The sequence below is a fragment of the Phyllobacterium bourgognense genome (genome assembly GCF_003337575.1).
Classification (GTDB): domain Bacteria; phylum Pseudomonadota; class Alphaproteobacteria; order Rhizobiales; family Rhizobiaceae; genus Phyllobacterium; species Phyllobacterium bourgognense.
Genome location: NZ_QPJM01000018.1, coordinates 84,417 through 99,517, shown reverse-complemented (window position 1 = coordinate 99,517; position 15,101 = coordinate 84,417). Strand labels below are relative to the sequence as shown.

Annotated in this window: 14 protein-coding genes; 9 read left to right on the top strand and 5 right to left on the bottom strand. The window is 56.9% G+C overall.

The annotated features are described in order from the left end of the window. Positions 1–2,114: S8 family peptidase (locus C7476_RS28550; RefSeq protein WP_147274714.1), on the bottom strand; the 2,114-nt coding region annotated here is incomplete at its 3' end. Between the two features lie 368 nt (positions 2,115–2,482). Continuing rightward, a complete protein-coding gene (locus C7476_RS23055) occupies positions 2,483–4,012 on the bottom strand; it encodes a helicase HerA-like C-terminal domain-containing protein (protein WP_114432192.1) in 1,530 nt (509 codons plus the stop codon). 329 nt (positions 4,013–4,341) lie between these two features. Between C7476_RS23055 and C7476_RS23050 the strand changes: the two genes are divergently transcribed. Then, a complete protein-coding gene (locus C7476_RS23050) occupies positions 4,342–4,707 on the top strand; it encodes a DUF2267 domain-containing protein (RefSeq protein ID WP_112527475.1) in 366 nt (121 codons plus the stop codon). Between the two features lie 94 nt (positions 4,708–4,801). After that, entirely contained in the window at positions 4,802–5,095 is a 294-nt protein-coding gene (locus tag C7476_RS28545) for a hypothetical protein (RefSeq protein WP_210207811.1), read from the top strand. Between the two features lie 9 nt (positions 5,096–5,104). On the opposite strand, the gene C7476_RS23040 is transcribed toward C7476_RS28545, so the two are convergent. Beyond that, positions 5,105–5,869: an SDR family oxidoreductase gene (locus C7476_RS23040; protein ID WP_114432190.1), complete on the bottom strand. Its 765-nt coding sequence runs from the start codon at positions 5,867–5,869 to the stop codon at positions 5,105–5,107. Positions 5,870–6,056: 187 nt separating this feature from the next. On the opposite strand from C7476_RS23040, the gene C7476_RS23035 reads away from it, so the two are divergent. The 5 genes from C7476_RS23035 to C7476_RS23015 all read left to right on the top strand — a co-directional run bounded on the left by C7476_RS23035 (position 6,057) and on the right by C7476_RS23015 (position 11,301). Next, complete coding sequence (locus tag C7476_RS23035) at positions 6,057–7,499, top strand: methylmalonyl-CoA mutase family protein (RefSeq protein WP_114432189.1); 1,443 nt, start codon at positions 6,057–6,059, stop codon at positions 7,497–7,499. Position 7,500: 1 nt separating this feature from the next. Beyond that, a complete protein-coding gene (scpA, locus tag C7476_RS23030) occupies positions 7,501–9,633 on the top strand; it encodes a methylmalonyl-CoA mutase (protein ID WP_114432188.1) in 2,133 nt (710 codons plus the stop codon). A 1-nt stretch (position 9,634) separates the two neighbouring features. Then, positions 9,635–10,627 carry a magnesium transporter CorA family protein gene (locus C7476_RS23025; protein ID WP_114432187.1) on the top strand — a complete coding sequence of 331 codons (993 nt, stop codon included), beginning with the start codon at positions 9,635–9,637 and terminating at the stop codon, positions 10,625–10,627. 72 nt (positions 10,628–10,699) lie between these two features. Next, positions 10,700–10,921: an AbrB/MazE/SpoVT family DNA-binding domain-containing protein gene (locus C7476_RS23020; protein WP_114432186.1), complete on the top strand. Its 222-nt coding sequence runs from the start codon at positions 10,700–10,702 to the stop codon at positions 10,919–10,921. Further along, complete coding sequence (locus C7476_RS23015; protein WP_114432185.1) at positions 10,918–11,301, top strand: type II toxin-antitoxin system death-on-curing family toxin; 384 nt, start codon at positions 10,918–10,920, stop codon at positions 11,299–11,301. Before C7476_RS23020 ends, C7476_RS23015 begins: the two co-directional genes overlap by 4 nt. 54 nt (positions 11,302–11,355) lie before the next feature. On the opposite strand, the gene greA is transcribed toward C7476_RS23015, so the two are convergent. Beyond that, positions 11,356–11,829 carry a transcription elongation factor GreA gene (greA, locus tag C7476_RS23010; RefSeq protein ID WP_114432184.1) on the bottom strand — a complete coding sequence of 158 codons (474 nt, stop codon included), beginning with the start codon at positions 11,827–11,829 and terminating at the stop codon, positions 11,356–11,358. Positions 11,830–11,911: 82 nt separating this feature from the next. Between greA and C7476_RS23005 the strand changes: the two genes are divergently transcribed. Then, entirely contained in the window at positions 11,912–13,255 is a 1,344-nt protein-coding gene (locus C7476_RS23005) for a TIGR03808 family TAT-translocated repetitive protein (RefSeq protein ID WP_114432183.1), read from the top strand. Here the strand turns inward: C7476_RS23005 and C7476_RS23000 are convergent. Beyond that, the gene (locus tag C7476_RS23000; RefSeq protein ID WP_114432182.1) at positions 13,248–14,267 is read right to left on the bottom strand and encodes an asparaginase; all 1,020 of its coding nucleotides are present in this window, start codon (positions 14,265–14,267) and stop codon (positions 13,248–13,250) included. The genes C7476_RS23005 and C7476_RS23000 overlap by 8 nt on opposite strands. A 93-nt stretch (positions 14,268–14,360) precedes the next feature. On the opposite strand from C7476_RS23000, the gene C7476_RS22995 reads away from it, so the two are divergent. Further along, positions 14,361–15,101, top strand: coding sequence for a DUF3750 domain-containing protein (locus C7476_RS22995; RefSeq protein WP_245426492.1), 741 nt, complete (start codon positions 14,361–14,363; stop codon positions 15,099–15,101).

Below are 15,101 nucleotides of genomic sequence, written 5' to 3'. Positions count from 1 at the left end.
AGGAAGGTGACATCGCCGCTGACATGCAAGACACCGAGCGAATGGCCCGGCGCAACCGTACCGCCGGCATTGGCGGAAAGGGCTGCCAGGCGGCCGTCATGACCGGTGAGTCTGCCGCCTGCATTGATGGCGACCCTGCCGGACGACCCATCGAGACTGGCGAGGCCGCCATCGACAGTGACATCGCCGGTAACCCCGCTCGTGCCAACCTGCAGCGCTCCGCCCTTGTTGATCGTTGCATTCGCCGCCGTCCCATCGACCCGGAACAAGCCGGCGTCATTGACAACAGCGTTCGAGACGATCGAGCCGCCTTGGGCAATGGCAAGCTCCCCGCCATCGACGATCGTATCGCCGCGATACGTGTTCTTGCCGGCAAGCGTCAACGTGCCCAAACCGGATTTGGTCAGGCCGGCATCGTAGGTCTTGGTTGCGAGATAGGCCGTGCGAAGTTCACTGGACGTGAATTCGGATTCTACCACTTCCGCCGCTGCCGGCGCGATCACACCTGCTATTGCCCGATCATCTGTGTAGCTGGCGATGAAGTTGGCATAGTCTGTTTCAGTGCTCCAACCGCTTGCCCATCCGGGATGGGACTTTTCATAGAGCGCGAGCAGTGCCGATCCCGCCGGGTTTGCCCCGGCAGCAACCAACGCAGCCTGCAATTTCTCGGCTGTGTACTTTTCCTGTATATTGGCTGCGATCGCTGCCTCGAGCAGCTTCTTGCCTTCCGGAACATCATTGACGAGAGTGCCGGCAAGTGTTTCGACAAGATTCGCGGGAATCCCGTCTTTCAAACCTAGAGCGCTCTTTCGGGCACTCCACGCCGTTACCTCCTGCTGCTGCTCCGTCTGCCGCTGGTCGAGAGCGACTTGCGAAATATCGTTGGACCATGTGTCGGTGACACCCTCTCCCAGATTGGCGTTGAATCGCGACAGGAACTGCCCGGGACCGTTCATGGCCTTGGCAATATCGATGCGACCCCAGCCAAACTTGGCGTCGACGCCCGCCTCGCCTATGTCCGTCGCCGTGGTAAGCATGATTTGACGAATTTCATCGTTACCGAGACCAGGAAAGCGCTGCATCAGCAAAGCCAGTGTCGCGGAAGCATGAGGTGTCGCGGACGACGTTCCGCCAGAGCCGGCATATCCATCGTCAAGATATGTGCTTGTGGAGCCGTCGCCGGGCGCGGAAATACACCAGTATTGGGCTGCTCCGCATTTGTTGCTGGAGCCCAACTCTTCGGGAGCGTCCAGATTGGCAACGGCGATCCAGTTCTTTTCGAGCTCTGGCCGGTAATGGGGCAATATTGGCGTGATTGCGGGATTGGCTGTTCCTTCATTATACCCAGCGACAACCTGGATCACGCCAGCATTTGCAGCATCCGCCATCGCATCCAGATAGGAAGGCTTGGGCGCACGGGAATAAAACCCGTTCAGATAATTCAAAGTCCCATCAATTCCCGGCGATTGACCCCAGCTGTTACTGATGATGCGCACACCGGATTTGACCAGCCCTTCCTGCACAAGCTTGAAATATTCGTAGGGCCTCGTCGCATATTCCAGATCGTGGCTATCGTCGAGCCCGGTGCTGCCAATCACGAGATCCGCGCTGTAGGCCAGGCCCATCATGCCAATATGGTCACGCGCTGCGCCAAGAAGCCCGGCCATTTTTGTGCCGTGCCCATCTTTTGGATCGTCGCCGCGAATGTCGAACGGTGTCCCGTCAGCATAGGTGCCCGTATAGCTGAGAACCTTGATGTTCTTGTCCTTGAATTCAGGGTGGCTCACCTTCGTGCCGCTATCAAGGAGACCGATAAGAATGCCCTTGCCGGTGATGCCGCGCGCAAATGCAGCTTCAGCATTGATGGCTGCAAAACCCCATGTTCCCTTGAATTCTGGATCGTCGCGCCAGCTCTGCATGGCCGTATCGAGGTCATCAGTTTTGCTGCCATCGGCCATGAAATACTTGCCGGCGTCATGCGCCAAAGCGGGAACTGTCGGCAATGCGATGGCGATTGCCGCTGCTGACACAAACGAAAGCAGCTTGCGGCGCACGCGATGGAATGAAGGCGATAATGGAGAACGGGCGGAATCCGCCCCTGAAAATGCATACATGAAAAGCGTCCTTTAAAAAATCAGGCAATATGACGTGCAATAATAGCTGGAAAGAACTTTGCGGTTGTATATCGTTGTGTCAACTGCCTGAATTCGAGGCACGGTCAATTATTATGCATGTTGCAAAAAAACACACAATTTCAGGTTGTTAGATTGTCAGTGTAATCGCGCCGGTTGCCTTGGCCACATTTGGCATTAAGGCCAACTCGCCAGCAGCTGCGCTGTGCGTGGTTCGACAAGCTCACCATGAGGGAACTGCGTTGATTGCAGCGAGCCAGGCTCTGCAACGTTGACGGTTAACATGCAGCCCACCAACCTCCCTCATGGTGAGCTTGTCGAACCACGGCTGGGTGTTCCTCAGCAACTAACTAACGCCGGCTGAGGCTACCCAATATCCCGCGCACCAGCGCGCGGCCGAGCGACCCCCCGACGGAGCGGACGACGGATTTCATCGCGGCTTCGGCCACGGTCTGCCGGCCCCTCACCTGGCCCCCGCGCGGGCCGGTCTTCGGTTCGCCGCCGAGGAAATCGGGCAGCCTCCAGCCGCCGGTGCTGTCGGCGCTGGCCTCCTGCGCCGCCTCCGCTTCGGTTTTGGTCTGCGCCGCCTTCTTCTGCAAAAGCTCATAGGCGGATTCGCGGTCGACCATCTCGTCATAGAGACCAGCTACCGGGCTCGCATTGATCAGTGTCTGACGCTCGTCGCTGGTCAGCGGCCCGATGCGTCCCGCCGGGGGGCGGATCAATGTCCGCTGCACCATGGAAGGAACGCCCTTGTCGGCCAGAGTCGAAACCAGCGCCTCGCCGGTGGCGAGATTGGTGATCGCTTCGAACGTGTTGAAGGCAGGATTGGCGCGGAAGGTGTCGGCTGCGGTCTTCACCGCATTCTGCTCGCGGGGCGTGTAGGCCCGAAGTGCATGCTGCACGCGGTTGCCGAGCTGCGCCAGCACCGTTTCCGGCACGTCCAGCGGGTTTTGCGAAATGAAGAACACGCCGACGCCCTTGGATCGGATCAGGCGCACCACCTGTTCGACGCGGGTGAGCAACGCTTTTGGCGCCTCATTGAAGAGCAGGTGGGCCTCGTCGAAGAAGAACACCAGGCGCGGCTTTTCCGGATCGCCGATTTCCGGCAGTTCCTCGAAGAGTTCCGACAACAGCCAGAGCAGGAATGTCGAATAGAGCCGCGGGTTCATCATCAGCTTGTCGGCCGCAAGGACGCTGACGAGACCGCGGCCGTTTGTGTCCGTGCGCATGATGTCGGCGATCTTCAGCGCCGGCTCGCCGAAGAACTTCGTGCCGCCCTGCTGTTCCAGCACCAGGAGCGAGCGCTGGATCGCGCCGACCGAAGGCTTCGTGACATTGCCGTAGCGGGCGGAGATTTCTTCGGCACGTTCCGCGATATTGACCAGCAGCGACTGCAAATCCTTCATGTCGAGGAGGAGTAGTCCCTCCTCGTCGGCGATCTTGAAGGCGATGTTCAAGACGCCTTCCTGCGCTTCCGTAAGGTTCATCAGGCGCGAGAGCAGCAAGGGACCCATTTCCGAGATCGTGGCGCGGATCGGGTGCCCCTGCTCGCCGAAAATATCCCAGAAGATCACCGGCGAGGCAGAATGCTCGTAAGGATCGAGTTTGACGTCGGCGGCGCGCTTGACGAGAAAATCCTTGTCTTCGCCCTTGGCGCCGATGCCCGAAAGATCGCCCTTGATGTCGGCGCAGAAAACCGGAACACCGGCTTTCGAAAAGCCTTCAGCCAGTACTTGTAACGTGACCGTCTTACCCGTACCGGTAGCGCCAGTAACCAGGCCATGCCGGTTGCCGAATTTCAGCAGAAGGGATTCTGCCTGCTGGTAGGTATCGTCGGGCTTGCGGCTTGCACCAAGGAAAATACTGTCATCGGCCATGTCGTTCGTCCTCGTCGCAACGGTCACTTTATCCACGGTATAAACAGCCAAACTCCACGCGACAATGGCCAAGGCTTTATCGTCTCGGGAAAATTGCCGATACCCGGCAAAGTCCGGAATGCAAATGGAAAAGAAATATGCGGTTCCTGCACAAGAGTCCGTGATTCCCATGCAAGAAAGTGCGAATCTGGTGCAGGAATTTCATCGTCCGATTGCAATTTGATTGTACGAAGTGGAGAGAATGATCCAGATTGACTTAAACGCTTGTGCGGACGAACATTGCCGCATATTACGTAAACGTAATTCATAGCAGACGGGAGATTGAACTAATGGACGAACTTATAGCGCGCATTTCCGCCAATGTCGGCACCGATCCGGACACGGCTCGCAAGGCTGTCGGCCTTATTCTGGCATTCCTGCAGAAAGAAGCGCCAGCCGACAAGGTTGACCAGTTGATTGCCGGCGTTCCCGGTGCCGAGGCTGCCATCGCCGAAGCCAACAATAGCGGCGGCGGACTTTCGGGCCTGATGCCGGGCGTCATGGGCCTCGGTTCCAAGCTGATGGGCATTGGCCTCGGCATGGGCGAAATCACCGGCATTTCCAAGGAAACCATTGCTTTTGCTCGTGAAAAAGCCGGCAGCGGACCAGTCGACGAAGTGGTGAATTCCATTCCAGGTCTGAGCCAGTTCGTCTAAGCCGACCTCATCGCCAATTCTGAAAACGCGCGCTTTTCGGCGCGCGTTTTTGTTTTGCAGGCATCCAGAAAAACATGGTATCAAGCTGAATATTTTGAATAATTTGATCACCAGAGATATTATGAGCAGAGCAAAACTTCCCCGGACAACTCACCTTGAGCCCTTGAAAACAAGTGACGGAGATGGCACCTTTACCGATATGGAAGCACAGGTCGCAAAACTCTCGTCCGATATGGAGAATATCAAGATTGCTGTCTCTGACATCAAGACTGATATCAGAGAGTTGCGAAGTGATGCGCGGACCGATTTTCGTCTTCTATTTGGTGCGCTGATTTTTGTTGCTCTCGGTTTGGCAACCCTGATGGCCAAGGGATTTCATTGGCTCTAGCCACTTCCTTCAGGTCCGGTTGATCGAGACACCGCCATCGACCAACATGGCCGAGCCCGTGGTAAAACTCGACGCATCGGACGCGAGATAGAGCACTGACCTGGCGATTTCTTCTGGTGTTGCCCGCCGCTTAAGTGCATGTAACCCCTCAACAAAAGCAAGCTTCTCCGGCGTGTCGACCCAGGCCTCTGCCATGCTGGTTGCGGTTCCGCCGGGCAGAATCGCATTGACTCTGATCCCTTGCGAACCAAGCTCTGCGGCAAGTGTCTTCATCAGACCGATGACTCCTGCCTTGCTGGCGGCATAGGCCGCAGTGCCCGGCATTCCCACCGTGTGGCCGACGAAGGTCGAAGTGAAAATCAGCGAACCACCGCCGCGTCTCTGCATCGCGGGGATCTGGTATTTCGCTCCGAGAAAAGCGCCCGTCAGATTGACGTTCAGCGCTTCGTTCCAGCCGTCGAGCGAGACGTCCGGCGTCGGTCCCATTTCACCATTTGTGCCGGCATTATTGAAGGCAATGTCAAGCCCGCCGAAGGTACTTTCCGCCAATTCAACCAATGACTTGGCATAGGTTTCATCACGGACGTCACCTGCGAGCGCGATGGCTTTTCCCCCATCCCATTCGATGAGCGCCGCCAATTTGTCGAGTTCCTGCTGGCGTCGTGCGGCCAAAACCACATTGGCGCCTTCGCCAGCAAAGAGTCTTGCCGTTTCATAACCGATGCCTGAACTCGCGCCGGTTACGATGGCCGTCTTTCCCGTTAGCATGTTCATTCTTTGACCTTTCGCGTTTAACGTTTGCACCAGCCTTTCACGCCTGCTCCGCTCCAGCCACCCGAAACCGGATCTAACGAAAAATCGCGTCTTTCCAATAAGTTGCGCCAGCGGCACTTTGCTTTGTTGCGAAGCAGCATGACTCCTCCTAAAGTCGAAAAAACAATGCGCGCAACAGGGAGAAAGCATGGACGCGTCACTGCTCAAGGAAACTGAATTTGCGCCGATTGACCGGGATGGCTGGGTTAAACTCGCGCAAAAAGCCCTCAAAGGCGCGGATTTCGATGAATCCCTGATCTCGAAGACCGATGATGCTATCGCCATCGAACCTCTCTATGAACGACGCCGCACCGCGCAACTGACCCCGCGAAAAAATCCCTCGAATCCTTGGCATATCGTCCAGCGTATTGATGATCCGGATCCGGTTCGTGCCAACAGGCAGCTTCTGGAAGAACTGGAAAATGGCGCTACCGGTATTGCTCTGGTATTCGAGGGCGCCCCGAATGCTTTTGGCCATGGCCTCCCCTCGACGCGTGAAGCGGTCGACAAGGTGCTCTATGGCGTTCATCTCGACATGATCCATCTGCGCATGGACGTGCATCCGAAAAGCCGAGCCTGTGCCGACTGGTTCGTGGATTACATGCGCCCCCGCGATGTCAATCCGAAGACGCTGAGCTTCTCGCTTGGCATCGATCCCGCCGCCACTCTGGCAGGAACGGGCCGTCTGCGCATGAGCCTTGCAGCGCTGAAAGCCTCGCTGCCACAATCGCTTTCTGGCTTTTTCTCCTCCGATCTGCCAGGAATTGTGCTCGAGGCGGATGGCCGCGTCTATCACAATGCGGGTGCCACCGAGGCGCAGGAACTCGGTGCGATGTTATCCATCACCACTGGCCATTTCCGGCTGTTCGAAGAGGCGCGTCAGCCCATTGTCTACGCTGCACCACATATCGGTTTTGCACTTTCGGTCGACCAGGATCAGTTCGTTTCGATTGCCAAGGTCCGTGCTTTGCGGCGTCTATGGGCGCGTTTGCAGGAGGCTTGCGGCAGCATGCGCCCCTCGCAGGCAACGATCCATGCCGAAACATCGTACCGGATGATCACAAGGCTCGATCCCGAAACCAATATATTGCGTAACACCATTGCCGGCTTCGCTGCGGCTGCCGGCGGCGCAGATTCGATCGCGGTTTTGCCCCATACGATTGCCCATGGCTTACCCGATGCCTTTGCGCGGCGCCTTGCCCGCAACACACAGCTTGTCATTGCCGAAGAAAGCAATATGGCCTTCGTTGCCGATCCGGCGTGCGGTTCAGGTGCGGTGGAAAGTCTGACGGAGAATCTCTGCGAGGCGGCATGGAAGGAATTTCAGGCGCTTGAACACGACGGCGGCATTCTACAAAGCCTTGTCGATGGCAAGTTTCAGGCTCGTATCGTTGCGGCCCGGAATGCCCGAACAGAGGAATACCGTTCCGGCAAACGTGCCATTGTGGGCACGACGCTCTTCCCTGCCCGGCAAGAACGGCCGGTCGCCGTGCTCGATGCACCCCACATGCCTTTGCCCACGGATGGCGTCGTTCATTGCGAACCGCTAACCCTCCCGCGCATCGATGAAACCTTGCAGGCCTCTGAATAAAATGAGAATTCCGGACTTCACCAAGATCGATTGGCAAGAGCCGAAGCCCCTCGCTCCAACGCCGGAGGCCGCAGCCTGGATCACGCCTGAGGGTATCCAGGTCAAGCGCTCCTATGGCGATGCGGCGTTACGCGGGCTGCCGCATCTGGACGGCTTTCCCGGTGCTGCACCGTTCATCCGCGGCCCCTACCCGACGATGTATGTCCAGCAGCCCTGGACGATCCGGCAATATGCCGGCTTCTCGACCGCCGAGGAATCCAATGCCTTTTACCGGCGCAATCTTGGCGCCGGCCAGAAAGGCCTTTCCGTTGCTTTCGATCTGGCCACCCATCGCGGTTATGACAGTGACCACCCCCGTGTCGCAGGCGATGTCGGCATGGCGGGCGTCGCCATCGATTCAATTCTCGATATGCAACAGCTGTTCGACGGTATTCCGCTTGGCGAAATGACCGTTTCCATGACCATGAACGGGGCAGTGCTGCCAATTCTCGCCCTCTACATAGTTGCAGCCGAAGAACAGGGCGTCAGTCAGAAGCAGCTCGCCGGAACCATTCAGAACGATATTCTGAAGGAGTTCATGGTACGCAACACGTATATCTACCCGCCGCAACCTTCGATGCGCATTGTCTCGGACATTTTTTCCTACACGTCGGAAAATATGCCGAAGTTCAATTCGATCTCGATTTCCGGCTATCACATGCAGGAAGCGGGGGCAACCGCCGACCTTGAGCTCGCCTACACGATCGCCGACGGCATAGAATATGCGCGGGCCGGCGTTGCGGCTGGTCAGGATATCGACAGTTTTGCGCCGCGCCTCTCCTTCTTCTGGGCGATCGGCATGAATTTCTACATGGAAGTTGCGAAGCTGCGCGCCGCGCGCCTGCTTTGGGCCGTTTTGATGAAGAAGAACTTCAATCCGAAGGACGAGCGCTCGCTGTCGCTGCGCACCCATTCGCAAACCTCGGGCTGGTCGCTGACAGCACAGGACCCCTACAACAACATTGTGCGCACCATGATCGAGGCCATGGCTTCGACACAGGGGCATACGCAGTCGCTGCACACCAATTCTTTCGACGAAGCGCTGGCTCTTCCAACCGATCACTCGGCTCACATAGCCCGCAGCACACAGCTTGTTCTGCAAAAGGAGTCCGGCACGACGCGCACAATCGATCCCTGGGGCGGTTCATTTTATGTCGAGCGGCTTACACATGACCTTGCCACCCGTGCCCTCGCCCACATCGACGAGGTCGAAGCGCTGGGCGGTATGGCCAAGGCGATCGAACAGGGCATTCCGAAGATGCGCATCGAAGCCGCTGCAGCCCGCACGCAAGCCCGCATCGATAGCGGCCGGCAACCGGTCATCGGCGTCAACTCCTATCGCCCGACCGAGGATATGGAAGTCGACGTGCTGAAAGTCGACAACGCAGAGGTGCGCGCACGTCAGCTTGCCAAGCTGCAGCAGTTGAAGGGAACACGCAATGTTGCCGCAGTCGATGCAGCCCTCTCTGCGCTGACGGCCGCTGCGAAGTCGGGCAACGGCAATCTGCTCGACCTGGCTATTCAGGCCGCGCGCGCGCGTGCAACCGTCGGCGAGATCTCGTTGGCGCTGGAAAAAGCCTATGGGCGGCATGTCGCCAATATCCACACGATTTCCGGTGTTTACCGCAAGGAGGCCGGGAAGAGCGAAGTCATAGACCGGGTTGAAGCGAAGGCGATCGCCTACGAAAAACGCACAGGGAGGAAGCCTCGTATTCTTGTCGCAAAGATGGGCCAGGACGGCCACGATCGGGGCCAGAAGGTCATAGCGACGGCTTTCGGTGATCTCGGATTCGAGGTCATCGTTGGCGCCATGTTCCAGACACCTGAAGAAGTTGCGGACCTCGCCGTCGAGAGCAGCGTCGACATCGTTGGCGTCTCGTCGCTGGCAGCTGGACATCTGACACTTGTACCGGAGCTCAAGCAGGCGCTGAAACGCCGCGAGCGTGAAGATACTCTTATCATCGTTGGTGGTGTCATACCGCCGCAGGACTTCGATGCGATCCTCAAGGCAGGTGCAACGGCCATTTTCCCTCCTGGCACTGTAATCGGCGAGGCTGCCGAGAAACTCATCGATACATTGCTGGATTCATTGTGAAATGATTTATGTCTACGCGCTGCAAGACGATTATCTGATGCCCAGTGCTGCGCTTGCGGGGGCAGAGCTGCCGCCCAATGCAGTCTGGATCGACCTTATCAACCCGACGCATGAAGAGGACGTCCAGGTTGAGAACTGGACCAAGGCTACCATACCGACCCACGAGGATATGATCGAGATCGAGGAGTCCAGCCGCTTCTACGCCGAGAACGGCGCGCAATATCTGACCGCTTCCATCCTGCATTCCACCGAATTGAAGCATCACGGTATCGCTCCGGTATCGTTCATTCTAACGGGAAAGTTGCTTGTCACTGTCCGCTACACGGAACCGAAGGCCTTCAGTCTGTTCATTAGCCGCGCGACCAAGCCGGGAAACGGTCTTATTACACCTAGATGCAGCGGCATCAGCATTCTGCTGGGATTGGTCGAAGCTGTAACGGACCGGATTGCCGACATTCTCGAAGGTGTTGCTGGCGATATCGATGTGAATTCTCACGCCATCTTCCGGCGGTCGGAAAACGACAAGCCGATGACAACAAAGAACTTCAGGGACAGTCTCAATAATATCGGCATTCAAGGTGCGTTTCTTTCCAAGATTCGGGAAAGCATCGCCGGCGTCAGCCGGCTCCTTGTTTATACGGCAGCCATGCCGGAAGAGGCTTTGGGCAAGAAGGACATCCGGGCTACGATCAAGTCGCTGGAGCGCGACACGCAATCGCTAAGCACCTATGTCGATTTCCTTTCCAATAAGGTGACCTTTCTGCTTGATACAGTCGTTGGGCTCATCTCGATCGAGCAGAACGCCATCATCAAGATTTTCTCCGTCGCCGCTGTGGCCTTCATGCCGCCAACGCTGGTCGCATCGATTTACGGCATGAATTTCCATTTCATGCCGGAACTCGACAAGGTCTGGGGGTATCCGATGGCCATTGGTTTGATGATCGCCTCAGCGGTTATCCCGCTCCTGATCTTCCGCAAAAAGGGCTGGCTGTAAGACCACAATCTCCAGCTTGTATGTGCCGTGCACTTACGTTATACCTCTCGTTATAACATTGGAGTTAAGGCCATGAATGTGACCGTGAGGAAAATCGGAAATTCGGAAGGGGTTATCCTGCCGAAGGACGTGCTTGAGAGGAACCATCTGAAGGCTGGAGATCAGCTGGAAGTCATTCAAACTGCCGACGGCATAATTTTGAAGCCTACTGACGATTCGTTCGAACGTCAGATGGAAGCCGCACGCAAAATGATGGACAAGTACAAGATCGTTTTTCAAAAGCTTGCTGAATGAGTTGGGAATTCCTTTCCCGCTTGTCAGTGGAAGCAATGCATGCGGAGCAGTTGCATCGTCATGGCGGGGCTCACGGTTTGAGAGACGAAAATGCCCTCGAATCGGTTTTGGCTCGCGCCGAAAACAAATCTAATTATGGCGATCCAGACATAGCAGAGCTAGCCGGAGCTTACATGTTTGGCTTGGCCAGAAACCATGCCTTTGTCGATGGAAACAAGCGTACGGCGCTCGCTGCAGCCCTCGCCTTCCTCGTGATCAACGGCTATGTGCCGACTGCCGATCCCGGTACACTTTACACGTTTGTGATGAACGTCGCCGCTGGCGAAATTGACGAAACTGGCGCGGCAGCCTTCTTCCGCGATCACATCGAGTCGGCATGAAAAACGCTTTGAATTGAATCTCTTGGGGCTCACTGCTCAAAGCAGGATTCAACTTCAAGGTGCAGTATCGATCGCCGTTATCTCCCACTCGTGATCGTTCAGCACGAAACTGTCGCCAATGGATTTACCGAACATCGCCTTCGCCATGGGCGACACATGCGAGATCTTGCCATGGCTGGCGTCCGCTTCGTCCTCACCGACAATTGCCCAGGTTTGTGACTTGTCGTCTTCATTGGCGATTGTGACTGTCATGCCGAACCGGACCACGTCACTATGCGGATCGGGGCGGGAGACTTCGGCCGATTCTCTGCGTGCGTTCCAATACCGCAGATCGCGTGAGGCTCGCGCGATCAGATCGCGATCAGCCTCGGCATTGCCTTTAGCCAGCGCCTCATGCGCCGCTGCGAGCTCGGCATCAATGTGGGCGAGGCCCTTCTCCGTCACCAGATTCCGGTGCGGGCTTATCGGGCGCTCGCCGACATCGATCGAGGAGTTGCTATCGTCTTCCTTTGTGAAGGCCCTGCTCATCGAACGAAGGTATGCCTTGCTAGGCACTACAGCAAGTGCAATCCTCCATCACCCATCTCATTCTCTTCCGCGGAATAACAATATGATCAACCGACGCTTCGTCCTGACTGGTCTGGCCGCGCTTGCTGGCGCTGGGATTCTACCGCGTGCCACGCAAGCACAGACCGCATCAGGAATAATCAACGCCGTTGAATTCGGGCTGAATCCTGGAGCGCCAGACGATCAAACGATCAAGCTGAAAGCGTTGCTGACCAAAGCAAGTTCGTCCGGCCAGCAGATATTCCTGCCACCTGGAGCCTATATTGTCTCGGGTGTGCAGTTTCCAGACTATGTCAATCTGTTCGGTGTTTCCGGCAAGTCGCGTCTTCTGTTCGGAGACAAATCCGGTCTGATAAGCGCTCATGGTTCCAATCATGTCCAGCTCAAAGGTCTTGTAATCGACGGTGACGGCAGGCCGCTGGGTGATGGCGTTCGAGGGCTATTCGAAGCCAGTAACGTCGCCCGTCTTGTATTGGATGATTGCCAGATTGTCGGTGCGCGCAAGAATGCGGTGGACCTCTTCAAATGCGGTGGGCGTATCGAGGATATGCGTATCTCCGGCGCCAGCGATGCGGCCATATTTGCTGCGGACTCCACCGGACTAGAAATCACCGGCAATGAGATCCACGATTGCGGTAATGGCGGCATTCTCGTTCAGCGTTACGAGCAAGGCCGAGACGGCACGATCGTTACGGGCAACCGCATCGGCAAGACCAGAGCGGATGCAGGCGGCACCGGCCAGAACGGCAACGCCATCAATATCTTTCGCGCGAACAATGTCGTCGTTTCCAACAATGTCATCAACGAGAGCGCCTTTACCGCGATCCGCGGCAATAGCGCCAGCAATCTGCAGATCACCGGAAACAATTGCAGTGCGAGCGGCGAAACCGCGATTTATTCCGAGTTCGCTTTCGAAGGCGCGGTCATAGCCAACAATCTCGTTGATGGTGCTGCAAACGGCATATCAATGGTCAATTTCGACAGCGGCGGCCGGCTCGGAACCTGCAGCGGCAATCTGGTCCGGAATCTCTCGACCAAGGGCCCATATCCCGGCACCTTCGGGATAGGTATCAGCGTCGAAGCCGACATCTCGGTCACAGGCAACGTCGTTGAAAACGCCCCGCTTTACGGGATACAGCTCGGCTGGGGCGCTTACATGCGCAATGTGATTGCGACCGGAAACATCGTCCGCACGTCAGGCGAAGGCATCTATGTCAGCGTCGTCGAGGGCGTCGGTTCGGCCATCATTAGCGACAACATCGTCCAGAGTTCCCGGAATGGCGGCATTGTTGGTCATAGCTGGAGTGATGTCACGGTCAAGGATTTGACCCAGAAGAGGGCCCAGATCTATCCAAACCTTACCGTAGAGCGGAATGTCATCAATTGATATCGGCGTCCGTCAACGCTTCTGTCGGGCTGATGACACCATAGGTAATGCCGTTCCAGTTGCGCATTTCGCGATCGGCAAACCGGTCTAGCTTCGACTCCAGTTCATCCTCGTTGCGATAGATCCGGGCGAGAATCGTAGCGATGATTGCCTCCGATGCCCGCGCGCTCCCGTCATCACACTTGATAGCGATACCGAGCCCGAGTTCGGGCAACGCACCGGTGTAGACACCTTCAGCACCGCCTTTTACGAAGATGCGGTTTGGAGCCATCTCCATTAAAACCGTGCAGGCGCGATTGGTACCCGCGACATAGTATGGTGCTGCCATCGCCGCATCGACAAGGCGCCGCGCCGCAGCGGCACGAACCGGCTCGAATCCAACCCCCGTCGCCATGCGGGCGAAGCCATGCGCCAAGTTTTTCAGAGGAATGGCATAGGTCGGGATTGAACAACCGTCAGTGCCGCAGCGATCCAGCGTATGCGGCGCGCCGGTGACGCTTTCCATCGCATCGCGCACCATATCCTGTTCGGGCGAGCCCAAAGCGGAGTAGCCATGCGTTTCGATGCCGAGATGCCGGCATGTGCACAGGAAACCCGCATGTTTGCCGGAACAATTATTATGCAGCGGCGTCGGCTCCTGGCCACTTTTCGCCAGCGCAATCAACACGGGCTGCTGCGACGGCCAATGCGAGCCGCATTCAAGTGCCGAAACATCGAGCCCGGCGCGGCCCAGCATATCGGCAGCCTTCGCCACATGTTGCGGCTCGCCCGAATGCGAGGCACAGGCCATGGCGAGTTCCTCATTGCCAAAGCCATAGGCATCCGCCGCGCCGCTTTCGACCAGCGGCAATGCCTGAATTGCCTTGATCGCAGAGCGCGGAAAGGTCGGTCTCTCGATGTCGCCAAGCGAGAAGACGATCTTGCCGTCAGCATCGGTAACTATCACTGCGCCACGATGGCGGCTCTCGACCGTTTCGCCGCGAAAAACCTCAACCAGTACCGGATTGCTCATCGTGCCCCACATTCCCCGGGATGTTGACCTAAATCAGCCGGAATCCATGGTGTTATAAGGTGGTCCGTTCCCCTTTCCAATGGAGAAAGCCGCGTGTTCAAATTATTCGTTCGTCTGGCGCTCGGTATCTTCATCCTCTTCATTCTTCCTTCTCTCGCTGCGGCTGGTTGGTGGATGACCCAACATCACGAGGACAACTGGCGCAGCGCTGACTGGAGCTCTAGCGGCGTTATTCCTGCCAAGCCAGAAATCGGTGAGGCGTCGGTCTATATTCTCGCCGCGCGCACCGGCGGCATAAAAGGCGCCCTATCGCTGCATTCCTGGTTGGTAATAAAGCGGGCTGGTATAACAAGCTATGACCGTTATGAGGTTGTCGGCTGGGGAATCCCGGTCCGCAAGAATGCCTACGACGCTGACGGGCGCTGGTATTCCAATGGACCATTTATCGTGCATGAATTTCATGGCGCTGAAGCGGAAATTTTAATCCCGAAGATCCAAGCTGCAATCGAGGCATATCCCTACGGAAAGCCCGGCAACTACACGATCTGGCCGGGCCCGAACTCGAACAGCTTCGTTGCTCATATTCTCCGTTCCGTTCCCGAAATGCGCATCGTGCTGCCGTCAAATGCAGTTGGGCGCGATTTTCCAACGGATGGCAAGCTGTTCGTGATCGACGATGATTGGGAGAATTTTCACGCCACGCTTTTCGGATATGCTGGCGTTTCCGCCGGTTCTCGCAGCGGACTTGAGATCAATTTCCTGGGTTTGGTGGCGGGTGTGGATGTTTTGCATCCGGGACTTAAGGTTCCCGGATTCGGCAGGGTTGGTTTCTAG